This is a genomic window from Glaciecola petra, from assembly GCF_031846345.1.
Classification (GTDB): Bacteria; Pseudomonadota; Gammaproteobacteria; order Enterobacterales; family Alteromonadaceae; genus Glaciecola; species Glaciecola petra.
On the sequence record NZ_JAVRHX010000002.1, the window covers coordinates 25,369 to 42,718 of the forward strand.

A 17,350-nucleotide genomic window follows, 5' to 3' on the forward strand; every position below is an offset into this window, starting at 1 on the left:
AAGGGATATATGGAAGCTCAATCAACAAGTTTCGACCTGCTATTTGTTGTTCTTTTATTTGTGGGTGGCTTAATTATAGTTGGACTTGGTGTTTATGCTGGGCGCTTAATATATATGGTGAAAAACCAAAACACTCAGCAGCGACATGTGCGTAATAGACGAATAGAGTCAATGCAGTCCTCTATTCAAACTATTGCGTTTGCTATGCAACAACAGCAATGTGACTTATCAGAAGGTGTCATTAGAATTTGTCGCTTACTTGAATCATTGCCACTCGATCCTTTGCCCGATTATCGTGAACACTTTCCTTCTACACATGCTCTGTTCGATAAGGTAAAAAATTATCCTACCCACGAGGCTCGTAATGCTTTATCCAAAAAAGAAAGGCGTTCACAAGACAAAGAGCGTGAACAATTTGAAAGCGAATACGAGAGCGCAATCCTTAAAGAAACTGAGCAATTAAGAATTTTCGAAGCCCTTGAAACAAAGCAATAAAAAAGAGCTGTGATTAAAAACCGAATAAAATTTATATAACTAAAGCATCTTGCCCTTAGCATGTCTCGTCGTTTAAAGGTATAATAATCGGTTCGATAAGCATTTATTCGTCAACCTTTTTATATAAATATTGAAGTGGCATGCAAAAATACGACTTACAAACATTCCAAGGGCTAATACTGGCTCTGCAAGACTACTGGGCGCAACAGGGCTGCGTGATTATTCAACCCCTCGACATGGAAGTAGGAGCAGGCACATTTCACCCCATGACTTTTCTTCGTTCACTTGGGCCTGAACCTATGAATAGTGCTTATGTGCAACCCTGCCGTCGGCCGACTGATGGCCGTTATGGTGAAAACCCGAATAGATTGCAACATTATTATCAGTTCCAAGTCATGATGAAGCCGTCTCCCAAAAATATCCAAGAGTTGTATTTGGGTTCCCTTAAAATGTTAGGCTTTGATCCATTAGTGCATGATGTTCGCTTTGTAGAAGACAATTGGGAATCACCGACACTAGGAGCTTGGGGCTTAGGTTGGGAGGTTTGGCTAAATGGTATGGAAGTCACTCAGTTTACTTATTTTCAGCAAGTAGGCGGTATCGAGTGTAAGCCAGTAACTGGCGAAATCACATACGGTTTAGAACGTTTGGCCATGTACATGCAAAATGTTGACAGTATTTACGATTTGACCTGGACACATGGTCCTTTTGGTGAAGTCACCTATGGTGATGTTTTTTTACAAAACGAAAAAGAACAATCTGCATATAATTTTGAACATGCCAATGTTGACTTCTTGTTTGCTAGTTTTGATGAGCACGAAAAAGCATGTGAACACCTAATAGAAGCAAAACTGCCATTGCCGGCATATGAGCAAGTAATGAAAGCATCGCATATTTTTAACTTGCTAGATGCGCGACATGCTATTTCTGTGACCGAAAGACAAGGTTATATTTTACGGGTAAGAGCGTTATCTAAAGCCTGTGCGCAAATGTATTATGATTCTCGTGAAGCACTTGGCTTCCCCTTAGCTAATTCATTAAAAAATGAATCGGGAGCCGCATAATGACTATCTTGAATTCACAAGACCAAACTTTACTCGTCGAATTGGGCACTGAAGAATTGCCACCAAAGTCACTTAAAAAATTAACTGACAGCTTTGTTAATGCTTTTACTCAAGAAATTAAAAAGCTCGGATTTAGCTTTGACAGTGTTATTCCTTTTGGTGCACCGAGGCGATTAGGTGTCAGTTTAACCCACTGTCAACGTACACAAGCAGACACTATTGTCGAGAAACGTGGGCCTGCTGTTAGTGTCGCTTTTGACGAAGCTGGCGAACCAACAAAAGCGGCTTTAGGTTGGGCCCGTGGAAACGGCATCGATATAAGCCAAGCTGAACGCTTAATCACTGACAAAGGCGAATGGTTATTACACAAAGCTACCCAAAAAGGACAAAGCCTTGATAGCCAGTTAGAAGGTGCTATTGAGCGTGCGCTTAAGCAATTACCAATACCAAAGCCAATGCGCTGGGGTAGTAGCGATGTCGAATTCATACGACCAGCTCATACACTTTGTGCAATGTATGGTAGTGAAATAATTGATATTGAGATATTAGGTATTCAATCGTCTAATATTATATCCGGCCATCGTTTTCATGGCGAAAGCGAAATACGATTAACGCACGCCGACAATTACGCAGAAACTTTAAAGCATCAATATGTATTGGCCGACTATCAAACTAGGATGCAGGCAATTGAGCAACAGTTGCTTTCGCAATCAGAGGAGTTGGGGCTCAAACCTGATTACGATAACGATTTATTGGAGGAAATATCATCCTTAGTAGAATGGCCAGTGGTGTTACAGGCTAAATTTGAGAATGATTTTTTAGACGTCCCTAAAGAAGCCTTAATTTACACCATGAAGGACGACCAAAAGTACGTACCTTTGCTTGATGAGAACAATGAATTGTCGTCCACATTTTTATTTGTATCGAATATTGAAAGTAAAGAACCACAACAAGTAATAGAGGGTAATCAAAAAGTAATACGCCCTCGTTTATCTGATGCAAAATTCTTCTTTGAAACCGATAAAAAAACCAGCTTAGCATCAAAGGCAGAAGCACTAAGTACTATTTTGTTTCAAAAAGAGCTAGGTAGCATTGCAGAAAAATCTACCCGAGTGGCTCAGATTACCGCTATCTTAGGTGAACTGACAGGCACTGAAAGCGAACATGTCATGCATGCAAAACGTGCTGCGGTATTAGCAAAAGCCGATTTAGTAAGCAATATGGTGATGGAATTTCCTAGTGTGCAAGGGATCATGGGTGCTCATTATGCTTTGCATGATGGAGAACATCCAAGCGTGTCGTTGGCCATAAAGGAACAGTACTTACCAAGATTCGCAGGTGACGACTTACCTACTAGCCAGGCTGGTATGTTGTTATCGTTGGCGGAAAAACTAGATACCTTGGTCGGCATCTTTGGTATCAATAAAATACCTAAAGGTGACAAAGACCCATTTGCTTTGCGACGCAGTGCCATTGGTATCTTGCGAATTATGCTAGCGTTTAATGTCAACGTGAATCTAAGCCGAATTATTTCAGCAGTTGCCGAACTGTACGAAAATAAACTGTCAAATCCATTGGTAGAGCAGCAAATTGTTGAGTTTTTGATTGATCGTTTAAAACCTTTTTATGCCGACAAAGGCATTAGTGCAGATATTGTGGCCTCGGTTGTTGAGTGTGAAGCACAACAATCGTTAAGTGATATTAACCAACGCATAGTGGCAGTTTCTAATTTCGCTAATTCAAGCAATGCTGAAAGCTTAGTGAAAGCAAATAAACGGGTAGCCAATATTTTAGCAAAAAATAAGATCAACTTAGACGAGTTGACCGAAATAAACTCAGGTCTATTTACAGAATCAGCCGAGAAAGCCCTTTATGGTGAATTTGAAAAGTTAGTACAAACGGTGCCTAACTTAGCTAAGAACAACAATTATCAAGAAATATTAGATCAATTATCATTGTTAAAAACTAGCTTAGATGCATTTTTTGATGAGGTTATGATTATGGCTGATGACGAGAGAGTAAAACAAAATCGTATCAGTCTTGTTGCGCAAGTTAGGAAATTGTTTTTGTCTGTCGCAGATATTTCTGTGCTTAATTTTTAATGTAGTGTTGGCAACAAATATGCAAAAGACGTTTTTAAAAGTTGGTGTTTTATTCTTGAGCCTACAAATATTAGCAGGCTGTGCAAGTTCTGTTACGCAGGATTTTTTCGCATCAACGCCTGTAAAAGACTATTCAAATATGTACTTACGAGGTGTATTTAACTGGTGGGAAGCGAGCGATAATTTCAAACTCATTCAACTTAATAGCAATCAATATGCAATCACAATTGAGCTAATTGCAGACAATCAACCTTACGATTTTAAAGTGGCTGATGCGACTTGGACAATGGAGTTAGATTGCGGTAACACTTTCAATGCAGATCCAATGATCTTAGAGGAAACTGTTGAATTGGTGTGCGCTAGTGATTCGTTAAACTTACAGTTTACGCCGACAGAAACAGGGTTTTATCAGTTCATACTCGATGTATCTGATAATGACGAACCTGAATTAACTATAATCAAGCAAGAGTAAAAATTACCACTTATCCCTGGGAGCTTCTATGGCGCTAAACTTCACTTGGTATACTGAATCTTTCCGTTTAGCAAAGGAGTTCAAAATATCAAGAGGCGCAAAAACCCATGCTCACGTACTTGTATTAGAAGTCAGCTCCGTTGGTAACGTGAAACTCACTGGTTGGGCAGAAGCTGTTCCTTATGCTAGGTACAACGAGAGTATCGAATCGGTTGTTGTCCAATTGGAAGAAGCAAGCCAGCACATCAGTCAACTCGCCGACCAAGCAAACCTTACTAAATTATTGCCTCCTGGCTCAGCTCGCAATTTGCTTGATTGCGCTCTGTGGGACTTTAGAGCCAAGTTAGAAAATAAAAGTGTTATCTCATTACTTGGCATGAAACAACCAAGTGCGGTGCTTAGTGCACAAACCCTTAGCGTAGATAGTATCGAAACAATGCAGTCTGAAGCCAAACTGCTTAGTCACCTCCCTTTGCTGAAAGTAAAGTTAGACGCGAACGATATTGTCGAAAAAATGAAAGCAATCCATGCTGCATGCCCAAACAGTGATTTTATTATTGATGCAAATGAATCATGGAATATCAAAATACTAAATAAGGTGCTTCCAAAATTAACTCAGTTAAATGTTAAACTTATTGAGCAACCTCTCCCTGCCGACAATGACGCTGGCTTATTAGATATTAATTCACCTATTGCATTATGTGCCGACGAGTCTTGTCATACAGCAGAACGACTGCCCGAACTAATAGGTAAATATCAGGCTATTAATATTAAGCTAGACAAAACTGGTGGCTTAAGTGAAGCTTTGGCACTGGCAAAAGCAGCTAAAGATGCTAAGTTACAAATAATGCTAGGATGCATGGTGGCAAGCTCACTGGCAATGGCACCTATTTATTTGTTATCAGAGCTTGCTGATTATGTCGATTTGGATGGTCCCGTATTAGTTGCAAATGACCGAGAAAATGGCTTTATCTTTGAGGAATGCCGCATGTCTGCGCCCCCCAATTTACTTTGGGGCACTGGATAAGCAATCGATTGAATAAGTGAGAAACTAGGGCAAAACGAAATGAAAAAATGGTGGCTTGTTGTTTTTATATCTGCAGCTGTACTCCTGGTTTATATAGTAATGACAGTTTATTCAAACGAAAGCAGCGATTTAACTGTCAATTCGAGTAATATCGACCCCCTAGCTGGTCAGAGCGAAATTGAAAAAACCTCACAGGACTTCATCCCTACAACTGATAAGCCTGATTTAGATGTCGAACTCAATAAAAGCAATAACTTACTAGCGCAAGATAACATTGATAATACAGCAAAATGCAAAGACGCATTTGAGCAATTACAAGGGCAAATATTCGATAAAATTAATAGCACAAGCTTGTTAGAGGAAAGACTTCCACTATTTTTATTGACTGGTTTAAACGAGCTAGTCAGCAACTCATTGGTCACTAGCCCTGACGATCGCCCCTGGAACAGCCCAGCTAAAAAACTTCAACTCGAATTGCTAAAGGAAGCCAGTGAAGATGGGGAATCTCCTTTATATACGCAACTTTATATTGAAGCATGTGCCACTAGTGACGTGCCAGAATTTTGCAAAGACGAAGACCTAACAGCGGCCGCTGAAAACTCTTCAGACAACATAAGCGTTTGGCTCTCTTTGATTAATTTTTATAGGAACCAAGGTGATTTTGAAAAAATCGAGGAAATTATCGAAAAAGCATCAAGCTCGGTGCGCTTAGACAATTTGCAATCTGAATATTACCAAGAGGTTTTTGATACCGCTTTAACGCTAACTGGCTCACCTAAATATTCTGCTTATCTAATGCTCAATTATACTGGCAATAGACTTTATGGACTGAATGTTTTAAAAAAATATTGCAATGAAAAAGGTGGCGAGAGTTGTTTCAAAATTGGGCAAGTATTGCAAAAATACAGTAGCAGAAACGAAGCCAAAAAAGCCGGCATAGAGCTGCAAATTGACTACTTTAGAGAAACATTGAACGTAACGGATTTTTCAAGTGAGAAAGAAGCCCTCAAACAAATTGAAGAAAAAGTGGCCTCTAATTTCAATGACTTAAACATTCCCTTTAACGATGAAATGGCATACTTTTTAGCAGATAACTTAAGCATACTAGATGAATCTGAGTATTTTCAAACCATAAAGCAAAAGGCTGAAAGCATTATTACAGATAACCCATCGCTTTGTACCTGGTGAAGATAATATCGGCCCAAATAACGTCGTCATTCCCGAGCGGGATTTCCGCATCATTATTCAAGCCCGCCGAGCGCACTTCGAGCGCCTTTTATTCAAAAAAAACCACCTCAGCTGTTGGCCTGCGTAGTTTGTTCTGGCTACATACAAATAATATTTTTTTCAGCTTAAATCTCTCTTTTTTGCCTATGACTTAAGGTGTTCAAGTGCATTCAATCAGATATTAGTCACTTCAACAATCATAGCGGTCTTAATATAGAGTAAAAGACAGCAATTGACCTTGTCGAGTAATGTGGCTAGTCTACATCAGCAGCAAGTTTGCATAACGCGTCAGCCTCTAATAATAACAAGGAAGATTTACAACATGCCTTTAAGACTCACTCTTTTGTTAAGTATCGCATTGCTTTGTTCAAGCTTTCAACCATTGGCTAAGCAACTGTTGCGAGAACCATCATTGCAAGGAAACACCTTGGTATTTTCTTATGCTAATGATATTTGGATGACTTCCTTAAACGGCGGTGAAGCAAAGCGGCTGACAAATTTCCAAGGGCGAGAATATCAGCCTAAGCTATCACCCAATGGTAATTTGATTGCTTTTTCAGGAGAATATGCGGGAAATACCGATGTATACATTGTTAATGTCAATGGCGGTCCGGTTACTCGTTTGACTTATCATCCTTCCAAAGATGAGGCTGTTGGCTGGTCTCCCGATGGGCAATCTGTTTTATTTCGCACTACGCGAAATAATGCCCCACGTTCTTGGGATCGCTTATATACGGTCCCTGTGAATGGCGGAAATCCAAGCGCTTTGCCAATGAATAGAGCATATAACGGAGCCTTTAACGCCAGTGGTGATAAAGTTGTATTTAGACGCCCAGGATACTGGGACAAAGGATGGAGAAATTACAGGGGTGGACAAAACCAGGCACTAAGAATAATTGATCTTAATGACCTATCCGAACAAGATTTACCCTTTGAAAATGAAGCTAATTTTGAACCAGTTTGGCATGGCGATGACATTTATTATTTGTCTAATAAATCCCAAGTCACTAATGTGTTTAAGTACTCAACACGCTCCAAAGCTTTAAGCCAAGTCACACAGTTAAATGATTGGGATATAATGAGTTTCGCTATTGATGGTGAAAACCTCATATATGAATATTTAGGTGATTTCTACTTAAAAAGACCTAATGCCAAGGCAGTTAAAATTCCCATCACCATTAATGCTAACTTCTATTGGTTGCGAGAACAATATGTAGACGCATCTCAAGCCATCACTCACTTTGATTTTTCACCTAATGGTAAACGGGCCGTTTTCTCAGCTAGAGGCGATATTTTTACCGTCCCTGTCGAAAACGGCTCAGTCCGTAATTTAAGTGACTCTTCAGCATATCGAGAAACCAATCCAGCTTGGTCTAATGGTGGCAGTAAAATCGCTTGGTTTAGCGATGAGTCAGGGGAGTATCGATTAGTAATTGCCGATCAATTTGGCAAGGTCGAGAAAGAAATTCAACTAGCTGAAAACGGTTTTTACGCAAATTTATCTTGGTCTCCTGACGACAGTCGATTAGTGTTTAGTGACCAAAACCAACAACTTTGGATTGCTAATGCAAGTAACAGCAGTACTAAAATCATTGCACAAAATGTAACAACTCACCCTGAACCTAGCATTATGGCAAGTTGGTCACCCGACAGTAATTTTGTTGCTTATACCATACAAAATGAAAACATGTTTCGAGAGCTTTTTATATACGATGTTATTGCTCGTGAGAGTAAAAAAATTAGTCATGGCTTAGCGGAGATAACCTATCCTGTGTGGGATGAAAATGGCGAAAGACTTTACTTTTTGGCGAGTACTAACCATGGTCCTAATGCCGCATGGCTCGATATGTCAACGATATCCTTTGACCCAACTTTTAACTTGTACTATGCACTTGTAAATAACAAAGTAGATTCGCCTTTTTTACCTATTTCCGACGACGAAACAAGCGAAACTGAAAATGCTGATGATGCTAATGCAGACAATAAACCAGATATTCGCGTTACATTGGCAAGTGAAGCTTTATTGTCACGTGTAATGCCATTGCCTGGCAATGAAGGCCACTACAGCCATCTTAAAGCCGGCGAGTCGGGGTATTTATTTTATTTATCACGCTTTACAGATGCTTCAGGCAAGCAGGCAACTGATTTAATGCGTTACTCCATCGAAGATAAAAAGGCCACAGTAGTTGCATCTAGTGTACAAGACTACCGAGTATCCCAAAAATCAGTTTTGCTTCGTTCACAACAAGGTTGGCATGCCTTTGACGCAAGTGCTAAATCTGGTCCTGACGATAAAAACCTTAATGTGGACCTACAAAAACGTGTTAATTTTGCCCAAGAATGGCAACAAATTTTCAGAGAAGCATGGCGCTTTCAGCGTGACTATTTTTATGTTGATAACTTCCATGGCGCAGATTGGGATAAGGTTTACGAGACCTATCAACCCTTAGTTACTTCAATAAGCCATCCGGCTGATCTGACTTATTTGCTCGACACCCTTGGAGGTGAAATATCTGTCGGTCATTCATATACAAACTTTGGCCCCTTACCAGAAATTGACCGTAACAGCATAGGCTTACTAGGGGCTGACTACGAAATCACGAAAGGCGGCGTAAAAATAAGTAAACTGTATACTGGGGAAACTTACTTCCCTAGTCAAAATATGTCTGCTCCTTTTGCTGATATTGCTCATAAAGTAGAACCCGGAAGTTACTTGCTAGCAGTTAATGGTAAGCAAATTGACCCTAGCAAAAACCTGTATACCTATTTTGAAGGAACACTTGGCAAACAAACCGAAATACTGATTGGTACTTCTGCGGACAACGCTTCTTTGGACAACAAAAACACTTCTACCTACACATTGATTCCAATTGCTAACGAGACCGCTTTACGACGTAACGACTGGGCCGAATCGAACCGTCGTTATGTTGAACAAAAATCAGAAGGCAAACTTGCCTATGTATGGATTCCGGATACTGCAGAAGGTGGCTACACCTGGTTTAACCGCTACTTTTTTGCACAAAGTGACAAACAAGGCGTAATACTTGACGAACGCTTTAATCACGGTGGATTTATTGCCAATTATATTATTGATGTGCTTCGCCGCGAGTTAAATGGTTTTTTCAATAACCCTTTCGATCAAGCCAAACCTATGACGAGCCCAGGTTCGGGAATTTGGGGTTCGCAAGTCATGCTGATCAACGAAGTGTCGGGTTCTGGTGGCGACATGCTACCTTATATGTTCAGATACTATGGTTTAGGTCCACTAGTCGGTAAACGCACATGGGGTGGCTTAGTTGGTATTTGGGGCGTACCCGCACTTATTGACGGTGGTTACATGACTGCTCCACGATCAGGTTTTTATGATTTACAGGGCGAATGGAAAGTCGAAAATGAAGGCGTTGCACCTGATATTGATGTTGAACAATGGACTAAACATACTAGTCAAGGACAAGATCCGCAGCTCAACAAGGCAATTGAAGAAGCTCTAAATCGCCTAAAAGGTAAGCCGACATTAATAAAACCACAACCTAAGCCGCCAGTACGCGTTCCACAAAGCTAAACTGTTTTATAAGAAGCACTGAAAAAATGGCCACAAAAGTGGCCATTCAAACGAGGGTTGTGTGAATTCCCTCTCTCCCAGTATTACTTGCTCTAAGCTTTTATCAACTTGATATAGACTCCTTTGCCAATCTGCGATAATAGTGAAGCAACGGTTCGGTATAACCACTAGGTTGTTGATGCCCTTCAAGAATGAGTTCTTGCGCTGCTTGATAAGCGAAGCTTTGTGCAAAATTTTCAGACATGGCTTGATAACCGGCCGTGCCAGCGTTTTGCTCATCAACCACTTTTGCCATAGCCTGTAAAGTTTTCTCGATTTGTTGTTTGCTGCATATTCCATGCATCAACCAATTGGCGATGTGCTGACTCGAAATCCGTAAGGTCGCTCTGTCTTCCATCAATCCTATATTGTTAATATCAGGCACTTTCGAGCAACCTATACCTAACTGCACCCACCGAGATACATAGCCTAAAATACCTTGAATGTTGTTTGCCAGTTCACATTCAACTTCGGCCTGACTCAACTGGCGATCGTTTAAAAGTGGTGGAGTTAAAAGACGCCGTAGTTGGGAAACCTGATAGTCATGCTGTTCGCTTGGATTGTTTTGGTACTGACTCAAACGTTCTGTCATTTTTTGCTGTTGTGCGCTCACACTAATTTGGTGGTAATGCATGGCGTGTAAAGTTGCGGCCGTAGGCGATGGGACCCAAGCTGTGCTCGCTCCAGCAATTAAATGAGCTGTTTTTTGTTGCATCATTGCATACATTTCGTCAGGCATTGCCCACATTCCTTTTCCTATTTGCGCCTTCCCTACCAAACCGCAATCTATTCCTGACTCCGCATTATTTGTCTCATATGCCTCAATCCATGGCGCTTGTTTAATGTCATTTTTTGGCATAACTGGTCCAGCTTGCATGCTGGTATGAATTTCATCACCTGTACGGTCTAAAAACCCGGTATTAATGAAGACTAAGCGCTCCCTTGCTTCAAACATACACGCTTTTAAGTTTACGCTGGTGCGACGTTCTTCGTCCATAATGCCGAGTTTAAGTGTATTTTTTGCTAGTCCTAACATCTGTTCAATGCGTGCAAACAAGTCACATGTAAATCTAACCTCTTCTGGTCCATGCATTTTTGGTTTAACTATATATGCACTGCCTGTTCTTGAATTTTTAAGGCCATTTGATTTTTGTAGATCTAACACTGCGATTAAACTAGTCATAATGCCATCAATCACACCTTCTGGTGCAAATTGGCCATCTTCATCTTGACTCAAATCGCTCTCCATTAAATGGCCAACATTACGCACTAACATTAACGACCGACCGGGCAATAGATAATCTTCGCCGTCTACATCCGTAAAACATAAATCAGGCTGAAGCTCGCGGGTTTCTTGTTTACCATTTTTATTGAAGCTAGCGCTTAAATCACCCTTCATTAATCCTAACCAATTACGATATGCATTTACTTTATCTTCGCCATCAACCGCAGCTACAGAATCTTCAAAATCCATAATGGTGCTAATGGCAGATTCCAAGCGAATATCTTGAATACCCGTAATATCTTGGCCACCAATCGAAGCGCTTCTGTCGATAACAATCTCTATATGTAAGCCATTATTCTTAAGTACAATTGAGTCGGGCGCGCATTTATGACCACTCAATGCAACAAATTGACTCGGTTCTTTTAAACCTGACTGAGTGCCATCTTCAAAAAAGGCCAACAAGTGATGATAATAAACCACGTAATTTTTAACGTTTTTATGTGACCCCTCCGACAATGCAAAGTGTTCATCTAAAAACGCTTTTCCGTAAGCAATTACGCTTTCGCCACGTTTTGCGTCGTAGTCATCTGTTTTGCTGGTGTTTTTTTCGCCATTATCTATTACGTCTGTTCCGTACAAGGCATCATACAAACTACCCCATCGAGCATTAGCGGCGTTTAAAGCAAAGCGAGCATTATCGATAGGCACCACAAGTTGTGGGCCCGCAATCTTGGCTATTTCATCATCTACCCTGTCCGTTGTAATCTCAAAATCTTCAGGTAAATTAGCGATATACCCAATGTTTACTAAAAAATCTTGGTAGGTTTGGGTACTGACGGGTGTACCTTTATTTTGTTGATGCCAAGCGTCTATTTGTTGTTGTAAATGTCGACGTTTCTGCAAAAGCGCCTGATTACGAGGGGTAAAATCGGTCAAGATTTGTTCAAAATGATGCCAAAAATTGTTCACATCAATATTCACTAGCGGTAACACTTCCGTATTAACGAAATTATACAAAGCTTGATGTATTTGACGATGTTTTAACGCTGGCATACTCATTTCATTTCCTCTCTGGTTTTTTAATTGAGCTATTTATTACATTACAAATGGTAACTTTTTTTGCTAGGCTTGAAAGCATAGTGTAAATTGCCTGATAATTTCACAATTAAAATTACACAATGTAAATTTTACAAAAGTGGAAAAAGTCTAATTGCTCTAAAAGGCTTTTAAACAGAAGCTTACACAACAAAGATGTAAAAAATTAAGATAGCTCAAAAGGTAAAAAAGCAATGAGACAGAGTAAAAGTTTAAGTCGCAAATCGCATTTGCTTGGTACAAAAATCCGAAATCTGCGCAAACGTAACAATTTGACGATGGAAGATTTATCGGCTCGCTGTATGCGAGTTGATGTTGAATTGGCACCCTCAGTATCTTATTTGTCGATGATCGAGCGCGGAAAACGAGTTCCGAGTAAAGACATGCTTGAAGTCATCGCTGCGGTTTTTCAAAAAGAAATTGCTTGGTTTTTAGACGATATCCCCGAAGAAAAATCCATTACACCAGTTAAAGGCAGCAGGGGCGGTATTAGTGGGATGGCGCTAGAGCCGAGTTTTTTGTTCACAAATGAAATCCTACAAATTGCGATTCCTGAAATGCTATCGCAAACCGGTGTAAGTGGTCGTCAATTTGCACATTTATTAATACGTGCACATCAAGAACATCATCAAAATCATTTCCCCGATCTTGAAAGAGCTGCCGAAGAAGTAGGTCAAAAGCGCCTGCCTTTGAGCGTAGAGGAGCTACTCCAGATTGTGAAAAATTTGGGTTTAAACATTACCTGGTTTTCCAAATTATCCGCCAAAACACACGATGCAATTGGAGTGAATAAAAACAGTATAGTCACGTCATACTTTGACCCGCCGGGCAATATCTACCTCAATAAGCTATTAGAAAAGCGTACTAAACGATTGAAGTATGATTTAGCCGTACATATTGGCCACGCTGTATTACACAATACCGACGGTCTAAAAAGCGTACTTGCAGTGGCTAACCCACCTAAAAATAACAACAACATTTTTGACGCTACTCCAGAAGCATTTAAATTAAGTGGCGATTCGTCGACAGTAAAAGCACAAGATATACTCCATGCTTGGCGTGATTTTGAATCAAGCTTCTTTGCTGGTGCGCTACTTTGCCCTAAAGTACCCTTTAGGCAGTTACTAGATCGTCAAGGTTACGAAATTGATATACATGAACACGTTGGTGTTTCGGCATCAGTCGCCATGCGACGAATGACAGCAGTATCCTCATACCGCCATTGGCATTACTTCGATGCATATGCACCGGGCAAATTAAAGGCGGTATATCGAGGTAATGGAATTCCTCTACCTTGGGGAAATATGCGTCAAGTAGAAGATCCTTGCCAACACTGGGCGGTATTTCGAATGATTAATACCCCCGCGATTGGTAGCTCAGCGCAAATTTCTTTGTTAAACGTAGAAGATGAACCACGAATTTACTGTTGCGAATCGACCAATGTGCAGGATCTAGCTGGCAATCCTCATGTGCTGTGTACAGGCATCGACTTAAACCCAGCAATAAGCGCGCAAGGCATCGACGCATTGCAAATTGCTGAAGATTTGAAAAAAGCCTGTGTAAAAAATGGTGGCTCGTCTACAATCCCTAAAGCAATCAAACAAGAGCTTTCAAGTGTATCCCGCATATTGAATATTAATTGGGTTGAAAGAGGTATAGCGTCTGACGCTCGTTTAATATGCTCACGCGGAGCGGTTTGCCCGCGCGAACCTAGCTGCTATTCCGCTAATCATTAATCAAAGGGAGAATATAACTTGAATAACGACAACACCTATCCTATTGGCACACCAGGAAAACCATGGGGAAAAGAGGAAAAACTCGCTTGGTTAAATGTACAGTCAATTAAGCGTAGCTACCAAGATGAAGTTTTGAGTAAGTTAGATAGTAGTATCAAAGGCTTCGCAAAAGTAAAATATGGCTCGCTTCCAAGCAATCCTGAGCGCTATCCACTCTACGCATACATGTCAGAAAAATGGGACACTTCAAGAACAAGCGTTCTTATTACGGGTGGTGTACATGGATACGAAACAAGCGGTGTCCAAGGTGCCATTGCTTTTCTGCATAATCAAGCAACAAAATATGCTAAGCATTTTAATATTGTAATAGCGCCATGCCTCAGTCCTTGGGGCTACGAAACTATTAATCGCTGGAACATAAGTGCCATTGATCCTAACCGCTCATTTTATACCGATAGTCCTGCCCCTGAGTGTAGTCAATTAATGTCATATGTAGATAGTTTACCAAGCCCGATCAATATACATATCGATTTACACGAAACTACCGATACTGACGATACAGAATTTAGGCCCGCTTTAGCCGCACGTGACGGTTTAAGCTTCAGCGACTGGGGCATTCCTGATGGCTTTTATACTGTGGCAAACACGAGTAATCCACAATTAGACTTTCAAAAAGCGGTTATAGCGAGTGTGGAAAAAGTCACTCACATTGCGCCTCCCGACGCTAACAATCAACTCATTGGTTCAGACCTTGTTGAGCATGGCATCATCTGTTACGACAAAGCCGCTTTATTTTTATGCGGCGGATTTACTGGCGCCAACTATGCCACTACAACCGAGGTATACCCAGACAGCCCAAAAACCACACCTCAAGAATGCATTGTAGCGCAAGTTGCTGCTATTACTGGGGGCTTAGATTTTGCACTTAGCTTACCAACAAAAAACCCTCGTGAATGTTAACTCACGAGGGCTATACTTTTCATTATTCTAGTGTCTCTTTTAAAGCGTTTTTAGTTCCCACTTAAAAAGAAAACATTGTCTTGAATTTCATTCGTAATATTAGTGTTATCACGAATGACTTCGGCTAATGTCGTATCCTCTACAAACGCTAACTCTTCATCACTCAAGTAACGTCTATACCAAAAACGGTCAGCGTCTCTAAATGCTTCAAATTGCTCAATGTTCATTGCTCTGAACAATTCTCCCATTTGTGAGCCAAGCTCAACAAGCGGGTCTTCTGCTAAACCACCAGTAAACAAATCAACATCATCAACACTGTCGAAGGTATTTTCTAACGCTAACTGTAGTTCAACATCTGATGTAAGCTCGCCAAAATTAGCCCTGCGCTCGAGACCAAATATTTCTCGCATATCGTTATATGAAGGTACACCATGATCCCGTCCTCTTTGAATGTTTAAAGAAACCAAATCTAAACCACCGGCCCCAGGCGCACCAAATAAGAAATTACGTAATTCGAAACTAACTTTAACATCTAGTTTTTGACTTGCTTGACTGGCTAGCCCCCTTAAAATCGGGTCGATACTATTTTCGTCAGTCAATACACTTGGCGCAGTAAAAAACGCGTCTCGTAAATCGACATTGCCATCTTGTATAGTATCTCCGTTTTCATCAAGTCTTAACAACACATTGTTAACTAATGAATGACCATAACGATACGCAGCAACAGAAAACTCATTAAACATACCTGGATTAACATCATCGTCGTAGCCTCTGTAATTAGATATGGCATCATCACCTAATAAAGCCGGCAAATACTCTTCAAAAGTAATGATTTGTATTTTTGCTATGACCAAACGCCTTGCTGTTTGGAAAATGGCCTCACCAGAAGCTGCTGGCGACTGTTGTTCCAATATTGCCGCTATGCGATTGTGTTCTCTTACCCACAAGGTATGCATAGTAGTCAATCCCAGTTGCTCATTCGCTCTAATATCGCCAGCTAAAAACAGCTGTTCTGCTGGTACACCAAAGGCATTAGCGTTAGTTTGACCGCTGGTATTGAATGGCAGTAAGTTTCCATCGCTTGTTGCTAAATAGGGACTATCCGCAGACACTCTCAAGGCTAATGCTCTGACATCGTCTGAACCATAAACCATGCTGCCGTCAATCCAGGCGGTTAGCTCATTTTCTTGCTCGCGAGGATTGTCGACATCCGTTCCCGTGCTATGGTCAAACAAAGCCCTAGTAAAAAAGATTCTAGCTTCGCCAGTACTATTCGGGTCGAAATACTCATCGCCTTCTGGAACCGTAATGTCAGCCGCTTCTTCAGCACCGTCTGTCACACCAATATCATGGTCGAGGAATTGACCCCACTGCCATAAAAAGTCGGTAGTGCCAAATTCATTCACAATAGTAACGCCTAAATCTTGATGGTGAACGTTATTTGAAACTACTCTAGCACTTGGGCGTGATGCACCGGCTAAACTCGAAATACCATCTTCGTAGTCAACTTCACCCCATCTTTCTAAGTGGATAAAGGAAGCTCCCCACAGAGGGTTATCGGTATTGTTGTTTGAGCCGTCAAAGGTTCTAACTTCTCTGTCATCAATCACGATAGTGTTGTTGTTACGATTATTATTTGCATTGTCTCGACGTTCATCCGAATTGTCATCAATCCCTTGTGAAGAAGATCTCCTATCATTTACAACAATTGTCACGTCGTCTGCTACGCTTTGACCTGCACTGTCAGTTACAGTTAAACGAAATACAATAGTTTCGTCTTCTCGGGTCGAAGGCGCTCTAAATTGTGGTGTTAATGTGTCGGCGTCATTTAAATCAACGGTTTCACCAGACACCTGCTCCCAAGAAAACGTCACGTTTCCTTCATTATCACTAGCAGAACCCGCTAGATTAACCGTCGATCGCTCCGTTACGTTTTGATCGAGACCAGCTTCCACTGAGGGTAAAAAGTCCACAGTTAGAACAGTATCTGCTGATTCTTCGTTATTACTACCACAGCCCGCCAAGGCCAACATTATTAAGCCAAAAGAATAATTAAATTTTTTCATAGCTTTATTCCTACATTGATTAAATAATTGCAAAACAATTTCACCTATTAGTTGGTTTCAAACTGCTTAGCGTAACTAACGCGTGTTTCGATTGATCTCCTTAAGGTGATTAATCTAGGTGCTATGTTTTCAGATGCTGGGAGGGATAGATAATTCATTTTTCAGATGCTCTTAATTTGAAACATCGATTAAAGTTGTTTTAATATTCGGTTTTTCTTGAAGACAATTCGATTCTTTAGATTTTGAGCAACACCTAAGCATCGCACCTTGGCATTACACC

At 40.7% G+C, this 17,350-nt stretch carries 11 protein-coding genes; 9 read left to right on the plus strand and 2 right to left on the minus strand.

Annotated features, from left to right (window positions below):
- Window positions 1-9: 9 nt before the first annotated feature.
- The 7 genes from RM552_RS08130 to RM552_RS08160 all read left to right on the plus strand — a co-directional run bounded on the left by RM552_RS08130 (window position 10) and on the right by RM552_RS08160 (window position 9,949).
- Complete coding sequence (locus RM552_RS08130) at window positions 10-495, plus strand: DUF2489 domain-containing protein (protein ID WP_311368327.1); 486 nt, start codon at window positions 10-12, stop codon at window positions 493-495.
- Window positions 496-635: 140 nt separating this feature from the next.
- Window positions 636-1,559: a glycine--tRNA ligase subunit alpha gene (glyQ, locus tag RM552_RS08135; RefSeq protein ID WP_311368328.1), complete on the plus strand. Its 924-nt coding sequence runs from the start codon at window positions 636-638 to the stop codon at window positions 1,557-1,559.
- Window positions 1,559-3,661 (plus strand): glycine--tRNA ligase subunit beta, encoded by a 2,103-nt coding sequence (gene glyS, locus RM552_RS08140; RefSeq protein WP_311368329.1) that lies wholly within the window; start codon window positions 1,559-1,561, stop codon window positions 3,659-3,661. The genes glyQ and glyS overlap by 1 nt, the downstream gene beginning before the upstream one ends.
- Window positions 3,662-3,680: 19 nt before the next feature.
- Window positions 3,681-4,133 (plus strand): early set domain-containing protein, encoded by a 453-nt coding sequence (locus RM552_RS08145; protein WP_311368330.1) that lies wholly within the window; start codon window positions 3,681-3,683, stop codon window positions 4,131-4,133.
- A gap of 28 nt (window positions 4,134-4,161) precedes the next feature.
- Window positions 4,162-5,160: an N-acetyl-D-Glu racemase DgcA gene (dgcA, locus tag RM552_RS08150; RefSeq protein ID WP_311368331.1), complete on the plus strand. Its 999-nt coding sequence runs from the start codon at window positions 4,162-4,164 to the stop codon at window positions 5,158-5,160.
- 39 nt (window positions 5,161-5,199) lie between these two features.
- Window positions 5,200-6,348, plus strand: coding sequence for a hypothetical protein (locus tag RM552_RS08155; protein ID WP_311368332.1), 1,149 nt, complete (start codon window positions 5,200-5,202; stop codon window positions 6,346-6,348).
- 361 nt (window positions 6,349-6,709) lie between these two features.
- Window positions 6,710-9,949 carry a S41 family peptidase gene (locus tag RM552_RS08160; protein WP_311368333.1) on the plus strand — a complete coding sequence of 1,080 codons (3,240 nt, stop codon included), beginning with the start codon at window positions 6,710-6,712 and terminating at the stop codon, window positions 9,947-9,949.
- A 103-nt stretch (window positions 9,950-10,052) separates the two neighbouring features.
- Here the strand turns inward: RM552_RS08160 and RM552_RS08165 are convergent, their stop codons facing one another.
- Window positions 10,053-12,272 carry a malate synthase G gene (locus tag RM552_RS08165; RefSeq protein ID WP_311368334.1) on the minus strand — a complete coding sequence of 740 codons (2,220 nt, stop codon included), beginning with the start codon at window positions 12,270-12,272 and terminating at the stop codon, window positions 10,053-10,055.
- 230 nt (window positions 12,273-12,502) lie between these two features.
- Here RM552_RS08165 and RM552_RS08170 point away from each other — a divergent pair, with 230 nt between their 5' ends.
- The gene (locus RM552_RS08170) at window positions 12,503-14,044 is read left to right on the plus strand and encodes a DUF3612 domain-containing protein (protein ID WP_311368335.1); all 1,542 of its coding nucleotides are present in this window, start codon (window positions 12,503-12,505) and stop codon (window positions 14,042-14,044) included.
- Between the two features lie 18 nt (window positions 14,045-14,062).
- Window positions 14,063-15,004, plus strand: a complete 942-nt coding sequence (locus tag RM552_RS08175) for a M14 family metallopeptidase (RefSeq protein ID WP_311368336.1) — start codon at window positions 14,063-14,065, stop codon at window positions 15,002-15,004.
- A gap of 50 nt (window positions 15,005-15,054) precedes the next feature.
- Here the strand turns inward: RM552_RS08175 and RM552_RS08180 are convergent, their stop codons facing one another.
- Window positions 15,055-17,070, minus strand: a complete 2,016-nt coding sequence (locus RM552_RS08180) for a peroxidase family protein (RefSeq protein WP_311368337.1) — start codon at window positions 17,068-17,070, stop codon at window positions 15,055-15,057.
- Between the last annotated feature and the right edge of the window lie 280 nt (window positions 17,071-17,350).

Bases quoted from the DNA above. Each gene is read 5' to 3' on its own strand.
- RM552_RS08130 (WP_311368327.1), top strand. From the start codon at position 10: ATGGAAGCTCAATCAACAAGTTTCGACCTGCTATTTGTTGTTCTTTTA.
- glyQ (WP_311368328.1), top strand. From the start codon at position 636: ATGCAAAAATACGACTTACAAACATTCCAAGGGCTAATACTGGCTCTG.
- glyS (WP_311368329.1), top strand. From the start codon at position 1,559: ATGACTATCTTGAATTCACAAGACCAAACTTTACTCGTCGAATTGGGC.
- RM552_RS08145 (WP_311368330.1), top strand. From the start codon at position 3,681: ATGCAAAAGACGTTTTTAAAAGTTGGTGTTTTATTCTTGAGCCTACAA.
- dgcA (WP_311368331.1), top strand. From the start codon at position 4,162: ATGGCGCTAAACTTCACTTGGTATACTGAATCTTTCCGTTTAGCAAAG.
- RM552_RS08155 (WP_311368332.1), top strand. From the start codon at position 5,200: ATGAAAAAATGGTGGCTTGTTGTTTTTATATCTGCAGCTGTACTCCTG.
- RM552_RS08160 (WP_311368333.1), top strand. From the start codon at position 6,710: ATGCCTTTAAGACTCACTCTTTTGTTAAGTATCGCATTGCTTTGTTCA.
- RM552_RS08165 (WP_311368334.1), bottom strand. From the start codon at position 12,272: ATGAGTATGCCAGCGTTAAAACATCGTCAAATACATCAAGCTTTGTAT.
- RM552_RS08170 (WP_311368335.1), top strand. From the start codon at position 12,503: ATGAGACAGAGTAAAAGTTTAAGTCGCAAATCGCATTTGCTTGGTACA.
- RM552_RS08180 (WP_311368337.1), bottom strand. From the start codon at position 17,070: ATGAAAAAATTTAATTATTCTTTTGGCTTAATAATGTTGGCCTTGGCG.